Source organism: Rhizobium sp. FG113 (assembly GCF_057809895.1).
The window spans coordinates 109,638-131,234 of record NZ_JBMDKV010000006.1; the positions used below are offsets into that span (position 1 = coordinate 109,638).

The 21,597-nt window shown below is 60.3% G+C and carries 24 protein-coding genes and 3 pseudogenes; 17 read left to right on the plus strand and 10 right to left on the minus strand.

Features of this window, described 5'->3' with window-relative positions; genetic code table 11:
* Window positions 1-717, minus strand: a complete 717-nt coding sequence (locus tag ACODTZ_RS16830) for a DUF4405 domain-containing protein (protein WP_489026879.1) — start codon at window positions 715-717, stop codon at window positions 1-3.
* Window positions 714-1,187, minus strand: coding sequence for a hypothetical protein (locus ACODTZ_RS16835; protein WP_489026880.1), 474 nt, complete (start codon window positions 1,185-1,187; stop codon window positions 714-716). Before ACODTZ_RS16835 ends, ACODTZ_RS16830 begins: the two co-directional genes overlap by 4 nt.
* Window positions 1,188-1,579: 392 nt before the next feature.
* Between ACODTZ_RS16835 and ACODTZ_RS16840 the strand changes: the two genes are divergently transcribed.
* From ACODTZ_RS16840 to nadC, 5 genes are all read left to right on the plus strand, one after another.
* The gene (locus ACODTZ_RS16840; RefSeq protein WP_489026881.1) at window positions 1,580-2,590 is read left to right on the plus strand and encodes a type I glyceraldehyde-3-phosphate dehydrogenase; all 1,011 of its coding nucleotides are present in this window, start codon (window positions 1,580-1,582) and stop codon (window positions 2,588-2,590) included.
* A gap of 45 nt (window positions 2,591-2,635) precedes the next feature.
* On the plus strand, window positions 2,636-3,535 hold the full coding sequence (locus ACODTZ_RS16845) for an NUDIX hydrolase (protein ID WP_489026882.1): 900 nt from the start codon (window positions 2,636-2,638) through the stop codon (window positions 3,533-3,535).
* Window positions 3,536-3,602: 67 nt separating this feature from the next.
* On the plus strand, window positions 3,603-4,574 hold the full coding sequence (gene nadA / locus ACODTZ_RS16850) for a quinolinate synthase NadA (RefSeq protein ID WP_489026883.1): 972 nt from the start codon (window positions 3,603-3,605) through the stop codon (window positions 4,572-4,574).
* The gene (locus ACODTZ_RS16855; RefSeq protein ID WP_489026884.1) at window positions 4,571-6,109 is read left to right on the plus strand and encodes an L-aspartate oxidase; all 1,539 of its coding nucleotides are present in this window, start codon (window positions 4,571-4,573) and stop codon (window positions 6,107-6,109) included. Before nadA ends, ACODTZ_RS16855 begins: the two co-directional genes overlap by 4 nt.
* A 1-nt stretch (window position 6,110) precedes the next feature.
* On the plus strand, window positions 6,111-6,962 hold the full coding sequence (gene nadC, locus ACODTZ_RS16860) for a carboxylating nicotinate-nucleotide diphosphorylase (RefSeq protein ID WP_489026885.1): 852 nt from the start codon (window positions 6,111-6,113) through the stop codon (window positions 6,960-6,962).
* 56 nt (window positions 6,963-7,018) lie between these two features.
* Here the strand turns inward: nadC and ACODTZ_RS16865 are convergent, their stop codons facing one another.
* The 5 genes from ACODTZ_RS16865 to ACODTZ_RS16885 all read right to left on the minus strand — a co-directional run bounded on the left by ACODTZ_RS16865 (window position 7,019) and on the right by ACODTZ_RS16885 (window position 11,716).
* Window positions 7,019-7,588, minus strand: a complete 570-nt coding sequence (locus ACODTZ_RS16865; RefSeq protein ID WP_489026886.1) for a flavodoxin — start codon at window positions 7,586-7,588, stop codon at window positions 7,019-7,021.
* A 31-nt stretch (window positions 7,589-7,619) separates the two neighbouring features.
* Window positions 7,620-8,819 (minus strand): (R)-mandelonitrile lyase, encoded by a 1,200-nt coding sequence (locus ACODTZ_RS16870; protein WP_489026887.1) that lies wholly within the window; start codon window positions 8,817-8,819, stop codon window positions 7,620-7,622.
* A 148-nt stretch (window positions 8,820-8,967) separates the two neighbouring features.
* Window positions 8,968-9,984 (minus strand): zinc-dependent alcohol dehydrogenase family protein, encoded by a 1,017-nt coding sequence (locus ACODTZ_RS16875; RefSeq protein ID WP_209234062.1) that lies wholly within the window; start codon window positions 9,982-9,984, stop codon window positions 8,968-8,970.
* A gap of 50 nt (window positions 9,985-10,034) precedes the next feature.
* Entirely contained in the window at window positions 10,035-10,877 is an 843-nt protein-coding gene (locus ACODTZ_RS16880; protein WP_489026888.1) for an SDR family oxidoreductase, read from the minus strand.
* A 38-nt stretch (window positions 10,878-10,915) separates the two neighbouring features.
* Window positions 10,916-11,716, minus strand: a complete 801-nt coding sequence (locus tag ACODTZ_RS16885; RefSeq protein WP_489026889.1) for an SDR family oxidoreductase — start codon at window positions 11,714-11,716, stop codon at window positions 10,916-10,918.
* A gap of 142 nt (window positions 11,717-11,858) precedes the next feature.
* On the opposite strand from ACODTZ_RS16885, the gene ACODTZ_RS16890 reads away from it, so the two are divergent.
* The 3 genes from ACODTZ_RS16890 to ACODTZ_RS16900 all read left to right on the plus strand — a co-directional run bounded on the left by ACODTZ_RS16890 (window position 11,859) and on the right by ACODTZ_RS16900 (window position 13,763).
* Window positions 11,859-12,749, plus strand: coding sequence for a LysR family transcriptional regulator (locus ACODTZ_RS16890; protein WP_489026890.1), 891 nt, complete (start codon window positions 11,859-11,861; stop codon window positions 12,747-12,749).
* A 68-nt stretch (window positions 12,750-12,817) separates the two neighbouring features.
* Complete coding sequence (locus tag ACODTZ_RS16895; RefSeq protein ID WP_489026891.1) at window positions 12,818-13,147, plus strand: hypothetical protein; 330 nt, start codon at window positions 12,818-12,820, stop codon at window positions 13,145-13,147.
* Between the two features lie 418 nt (window positions 13,148-13,565).
* Window positions 13,566-13,763: a hypothetical protein gene (locus ACODTZ_RS16900; RefSeq protein ID WP_489026892.1), complete on the plus strand. Its 198-nt coding sequence runs from the start codon at window positions 13,566-13,568 to the stop codon at window positions 13,761-13,763.
* Window positions 13,764-14,100: 337 nt separating this feature from the next.
* Here the strand turns inward: ACODTZ_RS16900 and ACODTZ_RS16905 are convergent.
* Window positions 14,101-14,400: pseudogene (locus tag ACODTZ_RS16905) on the minus strand (N-6 DNA methylase); the annotation flags it as partial.
* Between ACODTZ_RS16905 and ACODTZ_RS16910 the strand changes: the two are divergent.
* From ACODTZ_RS16910 to traG, 6 genes and pseudogenes are all read left to right on the plus strand, one after another.
* Window positions 14,359-14,673 carry a hypothetical protein gene (locus tag ACODTZ_RS16910; RefSeq protein ID WP_489026893.1) on the plus strand — a complete coding sequence of 105 codons (315 nt, stop codon included), beginning with the start codon at window positions 14,359-14,361 and terminating at the stop codon, window positions 14,671-14,673. The pseudogene ACODTZ_RS16905 and the gene ACODTZ_RS16910 sit on opposite strands and share 42 nt — an antisense overlap.
* A gap of 128 nt (window positions 14,674-14,801) precedes the next feature.
* Window positions 14,802-15,428, plus strand: a complete 627-nt coding sequence (gene traI, locus ACODTZ_RS16915; protein ID WP_489026894.1) for an acyl-homoserine-lactone synthase — start codon at window positions 14,802-14,804, stop codon at window positions 15,426-15,428.
* Between the two features lie 10 nt (window positions 15,429-15,438).
* Window positions 15,439-15,630 (plus strand): annotated as a pseudogene (locus tag ACODTZ_RS16920) (P-type conjugative transfer ATPase TrbB); the annotation flags it as partial.
* A 151-nt stretch (window positions 15,631-15,781) separates the two neighbouring features.
* Window positions 15,782-16,069 (plus strand): conjugal transfer protein TraC, encoded by a 288-nt coding sequence (gene traC / locus ACODTZ_RS16925; protein ID WP_489026895.1) that lies wholly within the window; start codon window positions 15,782-15,784, stop codon window positions 16,067-16,069.
* Window positions 16,070-16,073: 4 nt separating this feature from the next.
* Window positions 16,074-16,289 carry a type IV conjugative transfer system coupling protein TraD gene (traD, locus tag ACODTZ_RS16930; protein ID WP_489026896.1) on the plus strand — a complete coding sequence of 72 codons (216 nt, stop codon included), beginning with the start codon at window positions 16,074-16,076 and terminating at the stop codon, window positions 16,287-16,289.
* Window positions 16,276-18,204, plus strand: coding sequence for a Ti-type conjugative transfer system protein TraG (gene traG / locus ACODTZ_RS16935; protein WP_489026897.1), 1,929 nt, complete (start codon window positions 16,276-16,278; stop codon window positions 18,202-18,204). Before traD ends, traG begins: the two co-directional genes overlap by 14 nt.
* A gap of 261 nt (window positions 18,205-18,465) precedes the next feature.
* Here traG and ACODTZ_RS16940 read toward each other — a convergent pair whose 3' ends face one another.
* On the minus strand, window positions 18,466-18,927 hold the full coding sequence (locus ACODTZ_RS16940; protein WP_489026898.1) for a hypothetical protein: 462 nt from the start codon (window positions 18,925-18,927) through the stop codon (window positions 18,466-18,468).
* A 497-nt stretch (window positions 18,928-19,424) separates the two neighbouring features.
* Between ACODTZ_RS16940 and ACODTZ_RS16945 the strand changes: the two genes are divergently transcribed.
* Together ACODTZ_RS16945 and ACODTZ_RS16950 are read left to right on the plus strand one after the other, a co-directional pair.
* A complete protein-coding gene (locus ACODTZ_RS16945) occupies window positions 19,425-19,694 on the plus strand; it encodes a WGR domain-containing protein (protein WP_489026899.1) in 270 nt (89 codons plus the stop codon).
* Window positions 19,695-19,758: 64 nt separating this feature from the next.
* Window positions 19,759-20,301 (plus strand): annotated as a pseudogene (locus ACODTZ_RS16950) (thermonuclease family protein).
* Here ACODTZ_RS16950 and ACODTZ_RS16955 read toward each other — a convergent pair.
* Window positions 20,298-20,468 carry a hypothetical protein gene (locus ACODTZ_RS16955; RefSeq protein ID WP_209234046.1) on the minus strand — a complete coding sequence of 57 codons (171 nt, stop codon included), beginning with the start codon at window positions 20,466-20,468 and terminating at the stop codon, window positions 20,298-20,300. The pseudogene ACODTZ_RS16950 and the gene ACODTZ_RS16955 sit on opposite strands and share 4 nt — an antisense overlap.
* A gap of 341 nt (window positions 20,469-20,809) precedes the next feature.
* Here ACODTZ_RS16955 and ACODTZ_RS16960 point away from each other — a divergent pair, with 341 nt between their 5' ends.
* Window positions 20,810-21,448 carry a glutathione S-transferase family protein gene (locus ACODTZ_RS16960; protein WP_489026900.1) on the plus strand — a complete coding sequence of 213 codons (639 nt, stop codon included), beginning with the start codon at window positions 20,810-20,812 and terminating at the stop codon, window positions 21,446-21,448.
* Window positions 21,449-21,597 lie beyond the last annotated feature (149 nt).

A 21,597-nucleotide genomic window follows, 5' to 3' on the forward strand; every position in this document is an offset into this window, starting at 1 on the left:
TCAGAGCTTCGATCGCGTTCGGAGGCGTGGAATAATATTCATTGCGCAATGCGTTGCGATCGCGGGCAGTGCAAGAACACCGGTCCAGCGGACAAAGAATGGCGTTACCGAGGTGCTGAAGTCCCAGAAATTGGGACTTAGCTCAAAGGATAGCTTCGTTTGGACATCGAGGGCTGAAAGGCTCGATATGCCGATTGCGACAAGCACGACGGCGAGCAACGTCAGGAGCCGTGTCTGAGCCGGTGTGGCCGGCGGCAGGTCGAGGGCAGCGCTCGTGATTGCCCTGATCCTCGGCCAATGCAGCCCGACATGGCACCCGATCGCGATCACGGCCCAATAGGCAGAGAACCAGTGTATTTCGGTCAGCACGGCGCTATCCGGCCGTGGCAGAGCCGCGAATAGGGATTGGGATATGGCGAGACTTGTTGCGAGAAGCGCAGCCATGTTCAGAGCGAGCGCGGCATGAAACGTGACGATGACCGTGCGTCGCAACCCATATCGCCCTTTGACGATGTTCCGAAACCAGCTCCGGTTCTGGTAGATATGCCTTGCAAGAAGCAGGAACAGCGCGGTTCCGAAAAGCTCGTGGGCGAAATTTTCGAGCCACCAGTATGCGAGACCAAGCAACATGAGCGCGCCCATGCAGACGGCAAGGACGATGCGTCCGCCGAGCCGCTGGCGTGCGCTGCCCGAGATCTTCGTGAACGGCGTGCTCAATTGCTGAAGCTCTTTGCTTCAGACAGCGTGAACATGAACTGGCTCTCCTGACGAGAGCGGTGACATGAGTGGCAACGCGCGGTGTTCTCGTCGCTCTTTATCGACCGGTCGGGATGAAACCACTGAAACTGCCAGTCCGCGACGCCTGCTCCAATCTTCTGGGAAACGAAGTATCGGAAAACCGTACCATTGCGGTAGTCGACGAGAACAAGGTGGCTGCCGACCGGCACAGGCGAGCCGGCTTTGAGCAAGGCCAAGGTGGCCGGGCTTGCCATCATGTGCTCAGTGGAGTCCCCACGCTCCACCGTGGTGTAGTGCACAAACTGCTCAAGTGGCGGGAAGGTGACAGCGTTCGATTCGGCAAATGCCCTGCTTGGGCTGCCTCCGACCAACAGCATGACAGTGGCGCCGAGAAGAACGAGCAATCCGCTGACGATCGCCAACAGGACGTGGATCATTTTTTCTAACATAATTCACGTTCTCTTTCGTCTGTTTCACACGTCGGCGTTGCTGCGCACTGTTCTTGGCATTCATCGGCCAACAGCTTGCAGCAAACAGAACGGCCACCAATCCGATCCAACTCAACGGACGTTCGCTTCGGTGATTGACCGTGACCCGAGTTAGCCGTTGGCATTTGGATCGTGCCTGCCAGCTTTGCGTGACGCATAGCTAACATTGATTTGTCGCAGAGATGTGCCCCCGATCTTTCCATTTGTAACAATCAATCGCAGACCGGAGAGGGACATATCCGCGCAGTCGGCGGCTGGGCTGCCACGGAGGCTGAGGAAGCCATATCTCCATGTTGCGAAATCCGTCTGACGGGCGTACCGAGCAATGACAGGCAATGTGAGTCCGGGCACACATGACAAAGCGGAAGACGAGAATAGCCATCAATGGTTTCGGTCGCATCGGCCGAACGGTGTTGCGTATCCTGCTGAGTAAAGGCGGGGACTTCGAGCTCATCCTGATCAACGATGTCGCCGCGCTGGAGAGCTGTGCCTATCTCTTCCAGTACGACAGTGTTTTCGGCCCGTGGCCGGAAGAGGTCGCGGCCCGCGAACAGGCGCTGCAGGTGGGCGACAGGCTGATCGCCTTCCACAATGTTCGCGATGTTCGCCAGCTTGACCTCTCGGATGTCGATGTCTTTCTCGAGTGCACGGGCCAGCCCTATACGCGCGAGTTCATTTCTCGCGCGCTGGAAGCCGGCGCCAAGAGCGTGTTGATCTCAGGGCCCGCCGAGGCCGCCGACGTGACCGTGGTCCTAGGCGCCAACGAGGAAATGCTTGGGGACCACCTTATCGTTTCCAACGCCTCCTGCACGACCAATGCGCTTGCCCCTTTGCTCAAGGTTATCGACGATGCCTGGGGCGTGGTGGGCGGCCAGATGACCACCGTCCATTGCTACACGGGCAGCCAGCCCACGGTTGATCAGCCGCGTGACGATTTCGCAAGAAGCCGCGCCGCCGCGCTTTCCATGGTTCCGACGACCACCAGCGCGCACAAGCTTCTCGGCAAGGTCCTGCCGTCGCTGGCTGGCGCGATCGAGGCGCGCGCCATAAGGGTGCCGACGGCGAGTGTTTCGGCGATCGATCTCACGGTGTTGTTGCAAGACACCCCGTCGCTTGCCGATGCGCGTGCCCAAATGCAAAAGGCTGTCGCCGCGTCGCGTGTTCTTGGTTGGACGGAGAAGCCGGTGGTTTCCGTGGACGTGCGGGCGCGCGAGGAGTCATTGGTCATCTCCGGTCCGGAGACATCGATCGCGCCGGGTGGACTGCTTCGCGTGTTCGGCTGGTACGACAACGAATTTGGCTTCGCAAACCGGATGCTCGACGTTGCAGGCCTCTTGGGGCAAAAGGTTGCGGGCAGGCGATAAAGCGGCCGGCATGCACTTGATGTTGCTAAATTCAGGGAGAATTGCTTGACGATCGGGCTTGCCCACGCGGAACTCATGGCTGTTGTGGCAGCCGTCACTGGCAACGAGCCACGTGTAATGACGGTGCGTTCCGGCGAATCCTTGCCGTCCGGCCCTTTCGAGCTTGGCCATCGCACGCTGCAGAGCGGCTTGCGCGAATGGATCCAGGAGCAGACCGGCCACCCGATCGGCTATCTCGAGCAGCTCTACACATTCGCCGACCGGGACCGTAACAACGACATCCGCGGCGGACGGACGATCTCGATCAGCTATCTCGGGCTGGTGCTCGAACAGGAGGCGCCGGGCGCGGGCCGTCCGGCATGGCACGGATGGTACGAATATCTACCGTGGGAGGATCATCGGCAGGGGCGGCCCAAGGTTCTGGATGCGATCATCGAGAAGCTGAGGGTCTGGGCCGATGCCGATCCAAGGCGACGCGACGAGCGTCATCAGCGCGCCGACTTCACCTTCGGCCTGGATCGCGGCGGCTGGAACGAGGATCTCACGTTGCAGCGATACGAGCTGCTCTACGAAGCCGGGCTGGTCGCCGAAGCGGGTGATGTGAGCGACAATTTTGGCCGGCCGATGTTTGCCGATCACCGCAGGATCCTGGCGACCGGCATAGCGCGCCTGCGCGCGAAGATAAAATACCGCCCTGTCGTCTTCGAGCTGATGCCGAGCGCTTTCACCTTGCTGCAACTGCAGCGAACGGTCGAGGCCTTGGCTGGCCTTTGCCTCCACAAGCAGAACTTCCGCCGCCTTATCGAGCAGCAGGAGCTAGTCGAGGAAACCGGTGGCATCACTAGCGAAACTGGCGGCCGCCCCGCCAAGCTCTTCCGCTTCCGGCAGACGGTCGTCGAAGAACGTGCTCTGTCAGGGACAAAGCTGCCTCTCGCCCGCAATTGACATATGCTCATTGTGAGAATATATATTTGTCTGGAATATACTCAAAATGAGTATAACGGAGGACGATATGAATTCCGCAGTGTCTGCCGCGTCGCTTTACAATCGTGTCAGCCGGGTCATTCCCAAAGCGGAATGGATGAGCTTCGAGGAGGATGTCGAGGCAATCCTGGAGCTGAAGCGCAAACGCAACGCGGTCATTCTGGCGCATAACTATCAAACGCCGGAGATCTTCCACGGCGTCGCGGATATCGTCGGCGACAGTCTGGCGCTTGCCCGCAAGGCAATCGACGTTGATGCCGATGTGATCGTGCTCGCGGGCGTACATTTCATGGCCGAGACGGCCAAGCTGCTGAACCCGAAAAAGACGGTTCTGATCCCCGACACCGGGGCAGGCTGTTCGCTGGCGGATTCCATCACGCCCGAGGACGTCGCTCTGCTGCGCAAGGCTTACCCCGGCGTTCCCGTGATCACCTACGTGAATACATCTGCGGCGGTGAAGGCAGCGTCGGATATCTGCTGCACATCTGGCAATGCCAAGCAGGTCGTCGAAGCGCTCGGCGTTCCCAGGGTTCTGATGATCCCCGATGAATATCTGGCACGCAACGTCGCCAAGGAAACGAACGTCGAAATCATCGCCTGGCACGGACACTGCGAAGTGCATGAGCTGTTTTCCGCCGAGGATGTTCGCCGGCTTCGCGAAAACCATCCAGGCGTCACCGTGCTCGCCCATCCCGAATGCCCGCCGGATGTCGTGGCGGAAGCCGACTTCGCGGGCTCGACAGCGGTCATGTCCGACTATGTCGGAGAGAAGAAGCCTGCACGCGTAGTGCTTCTGACCGAGTGCTCGATGAGCGACAACGTCGCGGTGCATCACCCTGACGTCGAGTTCATTCGCCCCTGCAATCTCTGCCCGCACATGAAGCGCATCACCTTGCGCAACATTCGAACCGCGCTTGAGGAAAACCAGCACGAAGTCGTCGTCGACGCCAATGTTGCGGTCGCGGCTCGCCGGGCTGTCGAAAGGATGCTGGCGATATGACCGAGATCCTCCAGAACCTTGCCGATCGCCCCGTCATTGTCGGGAGTGGGCTTGCCGGGCTGATCGCGGCGTTGACGCTGTCTCCCGAACCCTGCGTGCTCGTCACCCGCGCACATCTCGGCGCCGAGAGCTCGAGCGGATGGGCGCAGGGCGGCATTGCGGCATGCATCGGTGCGGATGACAGTGCCGACCTGCATCTTGCCGATACCCTCGCTGCGGGCGATGGTCTTTGCGATGCAGCTGCAGCCGCCGAAATCATCGCCGAAGCGCCGTCCGTGATCGGAGCCTTGCAGCGTCTCGGGGTCTCGTTTGACGATGATGGCAATGGGAGTCTGGCGCTCGGGCTCGAGGCCGCCCATTCGCGCCGCCGCATCGTGCATGCCGGCGGTGATGGATCGGGTGCGGCAATCATTGCTGCCCTCACGAGGGCGGTCCTTGCCGATCCTGCAATCACCGTTATCGAAGGGGTGGAGGCGCGGCGGATATTGACGACTGATGGCGTTGTCTCCGGGTTGCTCTGCGCCAGTGCTCGCGGAGGCATGGTCTTGCCGTCGTCGCGCATTCTTCTCGCCACCGGCGGCATTGGCGGCCTCTACGAGGCGACGACCAATCCGGCCGGCAACTTCGGCCAGGGGATTGCGCTCGCTGCCCGCGTGGGTGCTGTGCTCGCCGACATGGAATTCGTCCAGTTCCACCCAACCGCACTCGACGGCAATCAGCGTCCGCTGGCTCTTATCAGCGAGGCGGTGAGGGGCGAGGGCGCCGTGCTGATCAACGAGCGCGGCGAGTGCTTCATGAGGCATGTATCCGGTGCCGAACTCGCGCCGCGCGATGTCGTCGCGCGTGCAATCAGCGCCGAGATCGCCCGCGGCGGCCGTGTCTTTCTTGATGCGCGCCGCGCGATCGGCGCGCGCTTCGCCTCGCGCTTTCCGACGATCCATGCGGCCTGCCGTTCGGCTGGGATCGATCCCGCCGAGCAGCCGATCCCCGTTCGCCCGGCCGCGCATTACCACATGGGTGGCGTCGCGACGGATCGGGCCGGTCGAAGCACCGTTGCTGGTCTCTGGGTCGCGGGTGAAGCCGCTTCGACCGGATTGCATGGCGCCAACAGGCTTGCCAGCAATTCGCTGCTGGAAGCCGCCGTCATGGGCATGCGTGCGGCCAACGACATGAGATCGGAGCTGACGGCGGTTCCGCTTGGATATGTTCCGCCCATGCCGAGCGTGCCCGACACGACGGCCGTGCGCCCAACCGTCTCCCGGCAACTTGGCGTTCTGCGCAACGCGGCGGGCATTCACCAGGCGATCGAGGAGCTGTTACCTGTGGCGGAAGGCAACGACATAGCGGCCGATCCTGCGATCGTCGCGTTGATAATCGCCGTTTCCGCAAGGCTGCGCACGGAGTCGCGTGGCGCGCATGCCCGGACCGACTATCCGCTGAAGCACGCGGTTGCTGAGCGTAGCCGGATAACGCTTGGGCAGGCGTTGCAGATCGCCCGTGTCGCAAGCGCATCAAACTTTGCAAGGAGTGCATGAAATGCACGTCACATCTCTTCCACGTCTGGTCATCGAGACTGCGGTCAGAACAGCGCTTGCCGAAGATCTGGGAATGGCCGGTGACGTCACCTCGGCCGCGGTCATTCCTGAAGATCACATGTCGACCGTCGTCATGGCCGCGCGTCAGCCCGGCATTGTCGCAGGATTGGATGCCGCAGCCCTTGCATTCGAGCTGGGCGATCCCGCGATATCAGTCTCCCGGCACATCCGCGAGGGAGGCCCGGTCGGGCCGGGTGACGTGATCGCTACCATCAGCGGACCGTCCAGAGGGATATTGACCGGTGAGCGCACTGCACTCAACTTCCTCAGCCATCTGTCAGGGATCGCAACAGTGACCGCATCGATCGTCGAAGCGGTCGCCGGCAGCGGCGCGGCCGTCGCCTGTACTCGCAAGACGACGCCGGGACTGAGGGCGCTCGAAAAATACGCGGTGCGCGCCGGCGGCGGGATGAACCACCGGTTCGCGCTGCATGATGCGATGCTGATCAAGGACAATCATATCGTGATTGCCGGTGGTGTCCGGGAGGCTCTGCGTCGGGCTAAAGCAGCGGCGGGACATATGCTGAAGATCGAGATCGAAGTCGATACGCTGGATCAACTCAGCGACGTGATGGAGGAGGGTGTCGATGCGGTTCTTCTCGACAATATGGGGCCACGGCAGCTGAGCGAAGCGGTGGCGATGGTCGGCGGGCGTGCGATCACGGAAGCTTCGGGGCGCATAACGCCTGAAACCGCGCGCGACATTGCAGCATCGGGGGTTGATTTGATCTCCGTCGGCTGGATCACCCACAGCGCGCCCATTCTCGATATCGGTCTTGATTTCCCGGCTTGATAAGCCGGCATCGACGATGAACGGATGGCGATGGCAACGGCGTTGAACGCGGTTGACTACCGCGAGAGCCAGCCGGTGACCTCTTTCAGCGTCCGGCGTTCCTGATCGGCTTCCATCGAAAATGCCTGACGAACGTCGGATCGCTGCGCAAGCGAGCGGACCACATCAAGGCTATCGCCAAGACCATAACCGCCGTGCGTGATGAAGGGGGTAACCGGCTTCCCAGAGAGGTCATGCCCCTGAAGGAAGGAGCGTATAACCGGCGGAGCGGTCATTCCCCAGATAGGAAAGCCAAGATAGATTTCGTCATATTGGCGAATATCCGTCACCAGATATTCGAGCTTCGGGAGATAATTCTCCCTGGTTTCGCGCGCGGCCTGGGCGACGGTTTCGTCGTAGTCTTCAGGATAGGGCCGTGCGGCCTTGATCTCGAAGAGCGTGGCGTTTCGCGCTCTTCCAATCTGTCGTGCTACAAGTGCCGTGTTGCCGGTGCGCGAGAAGAACGCGACCAGGGTTCTGGCCGAAGAGCCCGGCGCCTGCGATCGGGCAGTTGCCGGCGCCAGCGCCGACAACCCTGCCAGGGGGAGAAGCTTCAGAATATTTCGTCTCGTGGTGCTGTCATACATGAGAGGGCGTCCGAAGCGAATTTCTCAAGGATCAGTCGATTGCACTGGCCTTGCCGTAGTCCTGATCGGAAACCTTCTCCATCCAGGTAACGGCCTTGCCGTCAAGCGCTTCGGCAATAGCGAAATGTGTCATCGCCGTGTCAGGCGAAGCGCCATGCCAATGCTTGACGTTTGCCGGAATCCACACGACGTCTCCCGTCTTCACGCTTTCGATCGGGCCACCTTCTTTTTGAACCAGACCGGCGCCCGAGACGATGAACAGGGTCTGGCCAAGCGGATGCGAGTGCCATGCGGTGCGAGCGCCCGCCGAGAATGCCACGGTTGCGCCGCCGACGCGCGCCGGGGCATCGCTGCGGTAGAAGCCGGAGGTCTCGACATTGCCTGTGAAATTCTCTTGCGGCGCCGTGGCTTTGCCTTCGCCGGCACGGGTAATCTTCAGGTCCGCGGTGGTAGATGATGCGGGCTGAGCGGCGCTTTCACGCGTCTCGAACACCTTCTTCATGACGGGGACCGCGGACATGGCGCGAGGCCAGCCGGCGTAGAAGGCGACATGGGCGACCACCTCGGAGGCTTCCGCACGCGTCAGTCCATTGTCCATCGCGCGGTTGGCGTGGAAGGGAAGCTGTTCAGGTTGGCCGATGGCGACCAGCGCCGACATCGTCACAAGGCTGCGGTCACGCGCGGCGAGGTCCGGCCGTTGCCAGAGGTCGCCGAAGAGAACGCGGTTTGTCAGCTCAGCGAGCACGGGAGCAGTCGGGGCCACGGCGCTGTTGACCATGCCGGCACGGGCCGCTTCGGCGGCCGCCTCCAATTCGATGCGAGCCGCGTCGCTGTGGGCAAGCGGCGCGATCTTGCGCTCCTCGAATACCTTCTTTACCTCGAAGACTGCGGAGATCGCGTTCGGCCAGCCGGAATAGAAGGCAAGGTGAGTAATGAGTTCGCCGATCTCTTCAGGCTTAACGCCGTTGTCCAATGCGCGGCGAACATGGCCGCCGATCTGCGCCGTCTTGCCCGTCGACATGATTGCCGAAACGGTCACCAGACTACGGTCGCGCGGTGCAAGCTCGGTGCGCTCCCAAACCTCGCCAAAAAGAACGTCGTCAGTGAAATGGCCCAGACCGGGTGCGACCTCGTAAACGGCGGCGGGAGCGACGCGGCGACGCTCTTCCTGCGCTTCAGCACCAGTTGCCGCCAGCGCGGTCATGGCAATACTCGCTGCGATGTTCTTCATAAGATTTTCCTCTCAAGTCGGCGTTGGGGCCCACTGATGGAAATGGGGAGTGGGCCACGCGAGATTAGGCCCCGGATTCCGCAAAGGGCTATATGTTCGATTCATGAGTGGGGGTATCCCGCGATCGTGTCACGGGATGCCAGTCACATTACATCCGCAGCAGGGACTTGATCGCGCGGCGTTCGTCCATCGCCTTGTAACCTTCGGCGACGTCGGCGAGCGGGATTTCCAGGTCGAAAACCTTGCCCGGATTGATCTGTCGCGTCAGCACGAGATCCATCAGGTGCGGCAGATAGCGACGAACGGGTGCCGGACCGCCGAGCAGGCTCTTCTGCTGGAAGAAGAGCATCTGACCATCGAGTTCAACGCCATGCGGAACGCCGACAAAGCCGATCTTTCCGCCTGGACGGGCGCAATTGATAGCCTGCATCATCGATTCCTTCATGCCGACGCATTCGAGGACCGAGTCAGCGCCGACGCCGTTGGTCATCTCCTTGATGCGGGCAACGCCTTCGTCACCGCGCTCGGAGACGATGTCGGTCGCGCCGAACTCGAGCGCCAGATCCTGGCGGGTCTTGTGACGGCTCATCGCGATGATACGGCCCGCGCCCATCTGCTTGGCCGACAGGACACCCATGAGGCCGACAGCGCCGTCGCCGACGACAACGACCGTGGAGCCTTCCTGGACGCCGGCTGCGTCCGCGGCATACCAGCCGGTGCCGAGCACGTCGGAAACCGCCAGAAGCGAGGGGATAAGATCGTCCGAAGGCATTTCGGCGGTCGCAACCAGCGTGCCGTCGGCAAGCGGGACGCGGGCATAAGGAGCCTGCGCGCCGACCATGAACTCGCGCTGTTCACAGGAGGACTGGAAGCCGAACTGGCAATGCGGGCAGGTGTTGTCGGACAGGCAGAACGAGCCAACAACGAACTGTCCCGGCTTGATGGTCTTGACCGCGCTGCCGACTTCGACCACGACGCCGCAATATTCATGTCCCATGGCGAGCGGTTCGTTGACGTCCCTGACGCCCCTGTAAGCCCACAGATCGGACCCGCAGACGCAAGATGCCGAGAGCTTGATGATGGCGTCCGTGGGCTTCAGGATTTTTGGCTCGACCACTTCCTCGCACCGGACGTCGCCGGTGCCATAAAGCACTGTTCCTAACATTCTCTCATTCCTTTTGCTTCTATCGGATTCACAGTCGGGTTAACGCCGCTTCATTCGTTCGGCGGAAAGTCGGTGGATGCGGCGAGCTCGGTCTGCGCTTCGAAGCCACCGATGCGTTTCTTCAGTGTGTCGATCGTGCTCTGCAGGGCTTGCGAACCAAGCACCATGCGCAGCGGCGCCGGCTCGATTTCCACGCTTTCGATGATACGTGCGGCCATGCGGGCGGGGTCGCCGACAGCCAGGCCGTTTTTCGGATCCAGCATCTTGAGAAACGCATGTGTCGGCGTGTCGTCGTAGATCGGCATCAGATTGGCGACCTTGGCGCTGCCGTAGCGGAATTCGGTACGCGCGCCACCCGGCTCGACGATCGTCACACCAATGCCGAACGCGGCGACTTCCTGCGCGACGGATTCAGCAAAGCCCTCTATTCCCCACTTGGTCGCGTGGTAGAGCGAGTTGCCGGGAAAGGCGACCTGGCCGCCATAGGATGAAAGCTGGATGATGCGGCCGCCGCCCTGCGAGCGCAGATGAGGGATGCTCGCACGGAAGAGCTGGATCGATCCGGTCAGGTTGGTTGCGATGATCTTGTCGATTTCGCTGTCGGAAAGCTCTTCGGCGGCGCCAAAAAGGCCGTAGCCAGCATTGCTGATGACGACGTCGATGCGTGCATGACGCGAGAATGCGCTATCGACGACACGCTTCACAGCTGCGACGTCGGTAACGTCAAGTGTCTGTCCGTCGAACGAGTCGGGATAGGCTTCGACAAGATCCTTGACCTTGTCCAAGTCGCGGACCGTTCCAACGACCTTGTCTCCGGCCTCAAGCAACTGTTGCGCCAACTCGCGGCCAAAACCGGTGCTTACGCCGGTGATGAACCATGTGCGTTTCGTCATAGTCTGTCTCCAGTAGAGGTGTTTCGATGTCGCAACAGTTACTGTGCCATCGCGTGTTTTTGTACGGCGTGCAGGTCGTCCGTCACCCGGCTGGGCTCATCGCCGAGCGGCATGTTGTCGGTATCGCGCACGGCATCCAATCGGCCGGCTTCGTCGGCGGCAAGCGATGCGAACAAGGACGTCAGGTCACTCTGTGCCGCACCGACTTCGGCAACCAGTTCGAGTGTCTTTCCGCGGGCATCATCGCACGTCAGGCTGTCGACCAGAACCTTAGCGATCTGCTTCCTGGCGATTACGCCATCGCTTGGCGTGCCGGACTGGCGCTTGTCGCCCTGAAGAAAGACGATCTTGTGCTGATCCTGTCCATTATAGTCGAACCAGCCTGGCCTGACGATCGTATATGGCATCCCGCTGGCGCGAACCAGCCGTTCACCACGGCGCTTCCAGTCATGCGCCTCGGTGGACTGATTGTAGCTACCGGTGCGGTTGGTCACACCGATCGATGTCATCAGGGCGATGCGCACCTCGTTGCCAGCAAGGGCGAAAAGCAGATTGCGAACGCCACCGTAGTCGACGCGCTCGGAGCCGACCTTGCCAGCGCCGTCAGAACCATGCGTGAAGACCACCGCATCAATGTCCTGGACCGCACGGCTGAGCGATTCTGCTTCGGTCAGGTCGCCAACGAATAGCTCGACATCATCGCCCAGCAGCCTCCCCTTGCGGGTGTCGCGTACGAGCGCGCGCACGGTGTGGCCCTGGCTTATCGCTTCCGAAACGACATGTCTGCCTACGCTGCCAGTGGCGCCAATGACGAGAATATTGAGGGGCTTTTCCTGCATTATCCGTTCCTTCTCGATTGCGACAGGCGGCTCCAATGTGAACGTCTGACGGGAGCCGTACCATCGCAGCGGCAATTTAGCGCTGGCGATCCTACTCTATTAGATGCTAGGTTCGGCATGAACCTATGTTGCGGATTCATCAATGAGAAGAGACGAACTGGGCGACCTTGTCGCCTTCCTGACCGTTGCCGAAGAGCGCAGTTTCACCCGCGCCGCGGCCCATCTCGGAACCTCCCAGTCTGCGCTCAGCCACACTGTCAGACGGCTGGAAGAGCGCATGGGCCTTCGGCTGCTGACGAGAACGACCCGCAATGTCAGCCCGACCGACGCTGGCGAGCAACTGATAGAGACCTTGAGGCCGGCTTTCAGCGATATTCGGGATCGTGTCGCGTCGCTAAGCTCCATGCGTCAGAGCCCAGGCGGGCAGCTACGCATAACATCGAGCCGTCAGGCGGCCGAGAGCATTGTCATGCCGGCGGCAAAGAAGTTGATGATGGACTATCCTGATATCAATATCGAGATCTCGATCGAGCAGCGGTTCGTCGACCTTGTCGCCGAACGTTTCGATGCAGGGGTTCGGCTTGGCGAACAGGTCGAGAAAGACATGATCGCCGTCAAGATCGGTCCTGAACTACGCATGATCGTGGCCGGCTCACCGGAGTATTTCAAGAGCCATCCCGTGCCGCTGACACCACATGATTTGACGCAGCATCGCTGCATCAACCTGCGCCTGCCGACCCTGGGCGGCCTCTACACCTGGGAGTTCGAACAAAACAAGCGTCCGCTCAACGTACGCGTCGATGGCCAGTTCATCTGCAATGATGTGCCGATGATCGTCGATGCGGCGCTAAGCGGCCTTGGGCTCGCCTGCCTGCCGGATGATCACCTTGGTCCGTGGGTGAAGAAGGGAAAACTTATCTCGGTTCTCGAGGATTGGTGCCCGCTTTTTCCCGGCTATCATCTTTACTACCCAAGCCGCCGCCTCTCATCGCCTGCATTCGCCTTGCTTGTCGATGCATTGCGCTATCGTTGACGGATGATCCGGCTGCCGGTCAGATCGCAGGCTTGTTTGCGATCTGACACAGCTTTCACGCGCTCCCGATGAGCGGATCAGCCTGGGGGCAGGTCCAGCCGTTGGCGAAGATCGGCAGCGGTCGTGTTCGCACGGAAGCCGGGTGCACCCCGCTCAAACTTTCGACCCGCCAACAGGTTTCCGACGACGACCGGCTCGCAACCGGCGTCTCGAACCAACTGCGCGGCGATCTGAACGGCTTCCTGATCATCGCCTGCCAGGGGAACTCCGAGCTTGCGGGAAGATATCTGGCCGACGTCGGGCCGGCGCCTTGGCTGACCGCCTCTCGAGATATGGCGGTGCTCGATCCGCTCGGCGGATTGCATGTATCAAGGACAACCTTGCCCTGGATGGATTAGCGTAGATCGACGCCAGTGCAGCAAGCGCGTAACAAGGGACAGCAAAGAGCAGGATTTCACCAAAGGCGGCGGCGTCCGCAGGAGGGCCGTTCGATTCCAAGGTCCGCGCAAGAAAACAACGACTACACCAGAGTTGAGCTTGGTAAGCGAGCTACATTCCGTGGTCACATTGTCGTCGGTAAATTGCGCACCTTTTGCATAGGCGGGCGCATGCGCTCTATCTCCTTGGCCGCGTCCTCCGCGAGATCCCTGCTGCGGTAGCAGTCCATGAACATACTCATGCCGGACGACGGAACTGTGTGATGATGTCGCCAGTTCGGCACCTCCGATCTGCACGGGCGATGGCACACGAACGACTGATGTTCTCACAGAAATGGTTCCATAGTATCTTCAATCGATCACCAATGAGGGCAACAGCATGACTCTTGATATCGAGGCACTCAGGATCGCCGCAGAGCGATGCACCAAGGCCCACGCTGCCTATATGGCGAACGAGGACGGGGAAGAGGAGGCTCGCCTCTCTGATGAGCTCGAAGATGCCGACGAAAAGCTTGAGGCGTTCGGGGAGATGGCGCCGATAATTCTTGAGCTGATCCGACGGATCGATGGCAAGTAGAGCCGGGTTAGGTGCATCGCTATCCTCCGGGTTACCGGGCGGTGGCGCCGAGTAGAGCCGAACCGCTCTCTTCGCGCCGGGCGACTTAGCTTCTAACATGCGGAAGATGTAGCCGGTGTTCTGCAGCGAGGCGTTCAGCTTGCTTCCTAAATCCAGGTAACTGGTTTAGCGCCAATCAAAAGCTCTGCGGATACTGGCTGGCGATCCCTGATCTGGCCCAGCACTCGTGTAAAGCATCCCCGCTGACTTCGACGCCTGCCGCCTGCATTGAAGACAGTTGAGAGCAGAAGCGCCTGGCCGCCGAAAAATGATCCGGAGCGGAGGTCAACCCCCGCGCCACGCCGAGCCGGATCAACTCGTCGCAGATGAAGCGATAGGCTGAGAAGCCGCGCTTCTTCTCGACATTGATTGTGCCGAGATCGGAGAAGATCATCTGCACAGCGTCCGGCAAATCGAAGCCCTTGCCCTCGGGACGGCGATAGGTGGCATCGCCGGTTTCCTTCCAGATCCGGTGGGCATTGCGAACGAGGAGATTGAGCTTGCTGTCGCCCTCATTCTCGGCGGCCGGCATGACGAAGCGCAGGTCGATAGCCGCATGACGGCCATCAGTAATGACGGAGAGAAGGATATCATCACCAGAGAGTTTCTGAAGCGCCGATCTGGCGATGTAACCTCTGGGGATATGGCGCTGCTTGCTGCCGAACTTGGAGTTAGTCGAGCAACTGCATCGATTTTCCGTCGAAAAACAGTTACCCGATTCCCCCTTTGCATCAACTGCTACTTGGTTAACGAAACCTCAACAGAACGCGACGCGGCGCTATCCCGAGAGCCGTGGAAAAGCAATTTTTCTATTGAAACTCTGATGGTTACAGTGAACTGCCTTATTAGCTGGGTTATCGTTTTGTTCTAGGGTTCGAAAGTAGCGCCCTAGGGGTCAATCGCCGCAGCGGCCCCAAAAAACAAGGGTTTGCAGGATCCTACAACTGCAAACCGAGTCCCTTACGTGCTGATTTCACTCCGAAAGCGATGGAGGATCTCATGCAGGTTGTAGCAATCTCGAAACCACGGAACTCCCACGAAGAGAAACTTCTTCACGCTCAGTTCGAGCTTCGGGCGCGCGTGTTCTCAGGACGATTGAGCTGGGACGTTGAAGTAAAGGACGGCATCGAGAAAGATCGCTTCGACGCTCTCGATCCGACCTACATTCTGGCGGTCCAAACGGATGGCCTTGTGACCGGGTGCGTTCGCCTGCTCCCGGCGGTCGGACCGACGATGGTCAACGAAGTCTTCTCTGCACTTCTCGCTGATGGCCGCCTGTATTCTCATGCTGCAATGATCGAGAGTTCGAGGTTTTGCGTCGATACAGCGTCGGACCAGGGCAGGGGAGATAGCTCGATCCACGAGACGACACTCGCCATGTTCGCCGGCATCGTGGAATGGTGCGTGGCCCATCGCTTCACAGAAATCGTCACCGTCACCGATCTCCGGTTCGAACGAATACTGTCGCGTGCCGGTTGGCCCCTGAACCGGCTAGGCCCTTCTATCAGGATTGGCTCGACGGCTGCAGTAGCCGGCACCCTGCCAGCAGACCGCGACGTATTGTTGCACCTTATGCCGAGCAACTACCGTTCACAGATCACGCCCCCCTCGCAGCGCGCAGCGTAAGGAGAGGCGAGTGTCTCAGCTCCGATCCCACCCCAGACTCGTGCGCAAACTTCAAGACGCCCTCGGCGACGAACTCTGCGTCGCGCTCGACGACAGCACCGTTGTCGAAATCATGCTCAACCCCGACGGCAAACTGTTCATTGAGCGGTTGGGACACGGTATGGCACATGCGGGACAGATGTCGGCGGCAGCGGCCGAAATGCGCCCTTTGGACCCGCTCCTTCAGAACGGAAGGGATCATTCACGAAAGCAGCGCTCCGGGAAATTGTAGGATTCACAGTAGTGCGATGCGCGCTCCGTTCTGAAAATCTCCTGCCCACGAAGGGACCTTCCAGCCAGGAGAGACGATCGGAATGAAGAAGCCTTCCTCCAAAATCCGTGAAGAAATCGCGAAACTTCACGAGCAGCTCAAGCTGGCCGAAACCCGCGAAGCCGAGCGGATCGGCCGGGTCGCCTTGCGAGCGGGCCTTGGTGACATCGAGATCGACGAGAGCGAGCTGCAGGCGGCGTTCGAAGATCTGGCAAAACGGTTTCGCGGTTCGAAAGGCGGATCGAACGGCAAGGATAGGGGAGGCGGGAGCGCAGGGACCGGCCCGACGAACCCGGCTGGCGAGGCTTCGGGCAACAGTGGCGAGGCTTGAGCGAATGGAGAGGATCGCAACATCGGCTGCGCGCAAGAAGGATACCCGCGAGAAGATCGAACTCGGCGGCCTTGTCGTCAAGGGGGGGCTTCGCTTTGAAAAACGTGCGCTGCTGCTCGGCGCCTTCATCGACATTGCAAGCCGCCTCGACGCGGATGCAGGGGAGCGGGTGAGGCTGACGGCAATTGGGGTGGAGGCCTTCAGCGATGACAGCGAGTAGAGTGATCCTCACCATCACGCCTGCAGCCATGATGATCGCCATTGTCCTCGCACCAACCGGAGTTGATCAATGGCTCGCGGCTTTTGGCAAGACTGAGGCCACGCGCCTTGCACTCGGCAGGGCTGGCATTGCCGCGCCCTACCTGCTTGCTGCGGCGACCGCGTTAATCTGGCTCTTCGGGTCTGCCGGCTCCGCAAGCATCAGGGTCGTCGCATGGAGCGCGCTCGGAGGAAGTCTTGCGACGATCTTGGTCGCGGCAGCAAGAGAGATGTCGCGCCTGGCCGCATTCGCGCAAATGGTTCGCCAGGACAAATCGATCCTGGCCCATCTCGATCCTGCCACGATGATCGGAGCGGCCGGTCTTCTAGTGGCGGGATGCTTTGCACTTCGCGTGACACTGATCGGTAACGCGGCGTTCCTGCACACAGGACCGAAGCGGATCCTCGGCAGGCGCGCACTGCACGGCGAAGCCGATTGGATGACACTCAGCCAAGCCAAACGACTGTTTGCCGACACCGGCGGAATCGTTGTCGGCGAGCGCTACCGCGTCGACCGCGACGGCATGGCCGATGGCGGGTTTCGGGCCGATGACAAGGAGACCTGGGGACGGGGAGGCAAGGCTCCGCTCCTTTGCTTCGATGGCTCGTTCGGATCGTCGCATGGCATCGTGTTTGCCGGCTCCGGCGGTTTCAAGACGACCTCGGTGACAATTCCGACCGCACTCAAATGGGGTGGCGCCCTGATTGTGCTCGACCCTTCGAACGAGGTGGCACCCATGGTCACCTACCATCGGGAAAACGCCGGGCGCAGAATCAGGATGCTCGATCCCACGCAGCCGTCGTCCGGGTTCAACGCGCTCGACTGGATCGGGAGCTTCGGGGGCACGAAAGAAGAAGACATCGCATCCGTGGCGTCATGGATCGTCAGTGAGAGCGGCCGCGCGAACGGCACCCGCGATGATTTCTTCCGGGCGTCCGGACTGCAGCTTTTGACCGCGATCATCGCTGATGTCTGCCTGTCAGGGCACAGGCCACGCGAACAGCAGACATTGCGTCAGGTCCGCACCAATCTCTCTGAACCGGAGCCGAAGTTGCGCCAGCGCCTTCAGGATATCTATGACAACTCGCGCTCTGACTTCGTGAAGGAGAATGTGGCAGCTTTCGTCAACATGACGCCGGAAACGTTCAGCGGTGTCTACGCCAATGCGATCAAGGAGACCCATTGGCTATCATACCCGAATTATGCCGCGTTAGTCTCAGGCTCAAGCTTCAAAGCCGAGGCGATTGCCGACGGCAACACGGATGTCTTCATCAACATCGATCTGAAGACGTTGGAGATGCATGCCGGCCTGGCGCGGGTGATTATCGGATCGCTCCTCAACGCTATCTACAATCGCAATGGCGGGATGGAGGGTCGCGCGCTCTTTCTTCTCGACGAGGTCGCACGGCTTGGCTACATGCGCATCCTGGAGACGGCTCGTGATGCCGGTCGCAAGTATGGCATCACGCTGACGATGATCTATCAGTCGATCGGTCAGTTGCGAGAAACCTACGGCGGACGTGACGCGTCCAGCAAATGGTTCGAAAGCGCAAGCTGGATCTCGTTCGCGGCCATAAACGATCCGGAAACCGCCGACTATATTTCGCGCCGGTGCGGCACGACGACGGTCGAAACCGATCAGGTCAGTCGCAATGTGAACGCGCGCGGCTCCTCGCGGACGCGATCGAAGCAGATGGCTGCTCGAGCGCTGATCCAGCCGCACGAAGTGCTGCGCATGCGCGCCGACGAACAGATCGTCTTCACGGCGGGTAACCCGCCATTGCGGTGCGGGCGAGCGATCTGGTTTCGGCGCGACGACATGAAGGAAAGCATCGTTGAGAGTCAACTTAAGCAATCGTCACCGGCGCCCGAATAATGACCTGATGTCTCCATCGCGTAGCGACCAAACAAGCACGGCATGGGAGTGGGATAGGGGTTTGGGGAAAGGGAGGAGGGAACCGTCCCCTTTCTCCAAGGGAGGGAGTTTGAGGGAGGGGCTTGCCCTTCCTTCATGGGGTGAGTTTGAGAGGGGCGGCAAAGCCCCCCTTTCATGAAGGGCGATGGCCCGGTCGATCCGGGGCGTCGCCCTTACTCAACGGCTAAGACGAGATGCGGTAAACCGCATCTCGTCTGGATCTCAATTGCCGGCATCGCCTTTGTGAGACAAGCGGGCAACCACAAACAAGACACCCACCTCGCGTTCGAGCTCGTCGATGATCTTGCCCAAACCTTCAAGCTCCAGTCTCGAAACGCTGATGTGATGCAAGGCCGCTTGCCGAAGCAGCCCTTCATGATCCGCCACAAATGTCTCGATTGGATCGAGGAGCGAAATCGCACGATTGTTCAGCCACTCCTCACTGAACGCACCGCCGCTCTCTCCAAGCGCAAGGTTCGGGTATGGAATGCGGGTGTGGCGCATGGTGATCACTTCCGAACCGATGTCACTGCGCAGGTTCGCGATCATGTAGTCGAGAACCACGACAAACCGGTCGTGAAGGTCTCGCGAAAAGTCAGTGGTGCAGCAAGCGCGACTGGCACGAGCCCACAGTTTGAACCCTTGCAGTTTTCCGAAGGTCGTGAAGACGTTGATGTTGGCCATGATGATCTCCTTTCGTCTATCTGGCGAAAGGAGGCCGCACCGAAGACGCGAGGGGTCCAGGAGCGCGCAGCGGCCGCCAGCGGCGGCTAGCGGAGGAACCGATTTTCTCGAAGTGGCGCGGAGCGAAACGGAGTGAAAATTGGAGGGGCCGCGCAGTCCTTGACGCCGGAGTGGCGGGTGTAAAATGCCCTGTCAGATAGATAAGTACCCGCGCCTGGAGGGCGCGCCCGCTCCCGGCGTCAGCCGGCTCGGCGACGGCTCGAAAACCGTTTCGGTCGACGTGTCTACCGCGTTTGCGTCTTGCCGCGAGAGGATCGTAACCCGAATGGGCGAAGACCGCCTGCGGGCTTCGTTCGCGATAGCGAATAGAGCCGTACGCCGAAGGCGGATCGCCCGTCTATTTCTGTTATCCATCCTTCACTGAAATGAATCGACGACCCCGAACCGATTCAAAACTCTCGTTGGACGTAGAATCCCGCAAACGCGATTCTTCCAACATGATCGCGCAACCCTACAAGCTATATATCGAACGGACAGACCCGACCCTGAACATGGCCCGGTTTTACGCCGTGTCAATCGACCAGACGCTGTTTGGCGAAGCCTGCCTGACACGGCGTTGGGGAAGGATCGGAACAGCGGGCCAGTCGATGACACACCTCTTTGCTCGGGAGCAAGACGCCGTCGCGCTGTTCCTCGATCTGATCCGACAGAAGCGTAAGCGCGGCTATGTGCCGGTCCGCGCAAAGCGAGTGACGTCCAAGGCTTGAAGATATCAGACTGGACGAGCCGAATCTGATACTGGGCAAAAAAACAGTATGCTGGGATTGATCAATGAACCTGCACCGACCGACGAGCTGGCAATCGCGGCTCCTTGCGAACGTTGTCCTGGCTGCGCTCGTATTATCGACCTTCGCCTCTGGTCTTCTCGTCGCTCCTTACACCGTGACCGCGGCTTCGACCAAGAGTTTCCCGGCCATTCGCAAATGCGCAGGCGGCCATAGACAGCGATGCGTGGTCGACGGCGATACGCTCTGGATCGATGGTGAGAAAATCAGGATCGCCGACATCGATACGCCGGAGGTCAGTGAGCCGAAATGCGCCTCGGAACTTGTCCTTGGCACTTAGGCGACACAGCGATTGATCGAACTGATCAACGAAGGACCGTTCGACCTGAGGGCATGGCCTCGCCGCGACGAGGACCGATACGGTCGCAAACTGAGGGTGCTTATGCGCGATGGGCGCAGTCTTGGTGATATCCTGGTCTCTGAAGGCCTTGCCCGGACGTGGAGCGGCCGTCGCGAGCCTTGGTGCCAAGAGCAGCCCACCCCGCGTGAGAGGGACGCACATGCCGATCACGGCGATAGCCGCCCTTAGAAGGGCGGCTCGGCGGATACGATCCCGCTCTGCTCGGCAAATGCGACGGCAAGCTCTGCCTGTGCAAGATCGAGCTCTGCCTCGATCTGGCGACGCTCTGCGACGTCAAATGCATTGCGCAGTTCAGCGCGCAGTTCTTCAACCAGTTGTTCGTTTGAATGGGTCATCGTCTCATCTCCATGAGTTCGTGAAAGACGATGACGGTCGCCGACGAGGGCGTGGCGGGGTCAGGGATCGCGAAGCGACCGGCAGAGCCGGGGAGTGGGGGAGCCGATTTCAGGAAGCGGCCGCAGGCGGCTGGAGGAAATTGGGGGAACCGCTCATCCTTGATGCCGTCATGGCCGACCGGCATAATTGGCCATCTGAGCAGCTACACCCACGGTCCGGTCTGGCACCAACGAGCGGGAAACAGGCTCGATGCCTGTGTCCTGCTTCTCTTTTCCCGCCTATGTCGGCACGAGACATCGTCATTCGTCCTTGACGGGAAAACCATCGAAGGGAGACCGGCATGAAGCTCTATTTCAGCAGAAATCCAAACCCACGTCTCGCCGTTGCCGTTGCCAGGCATCTGGACTCAAGCATCGAGTTCGAATTCGCGGCTCCTCTGGAGCCCGGGCAATCGGAACGATACCTCCCCCTTAATCCCAATCTCCTGCTTCCGATCCTCGAGCGTCCCGGACGATCGCTATGGGAGACCGACGCGATCGCTTGTTATCTGTCCCGGCATACCGGTTCGAATTTCTGGCGCACCGATGACGATGAACCGGAGATGATCCGCTGGATGAGTTGGGCGAAGGATAATTTCGTGAAGGCATGTGACGCGGTCCATTGGGAGCGCGGGACGAAGCCGCGTTACGGGATTGGCGCCTGTGACGAAGAGCAGGTCGAAAACGGGCTGAAGCAGTTCCACAGGGCGGCCACGCTGTTGAATGCCGAGCTTGCCGATCGTATATGGCTCGTTGGCGACGCGATCTCCTTCGCGGATTTTCGCATGGCGACCTTCCTGCCGTTCAACGATGCCGCGAAACTGCCGATCTCGGACTATCCCGCCATTCAGCGCTGGTCGGATCGCTTGCATGACATCGACGCGTGGCGTGACCCGTTTCGTGGTCTCGACGCGCCGCCGATGCCGCCAATTCCGGCATGAGACGGATCAAAAACGTCCGATTCTGGGCTTAAGAACGCGTGACCGCAGTTGATGCCTTTTCCTGGAAGGAGCGCGGTCGCCAAAAGCATCCTAAGTCGCGGCACTCACACCGAAGGATCGTGCGGTGTCGGCACTTTCTAACTGCGAAA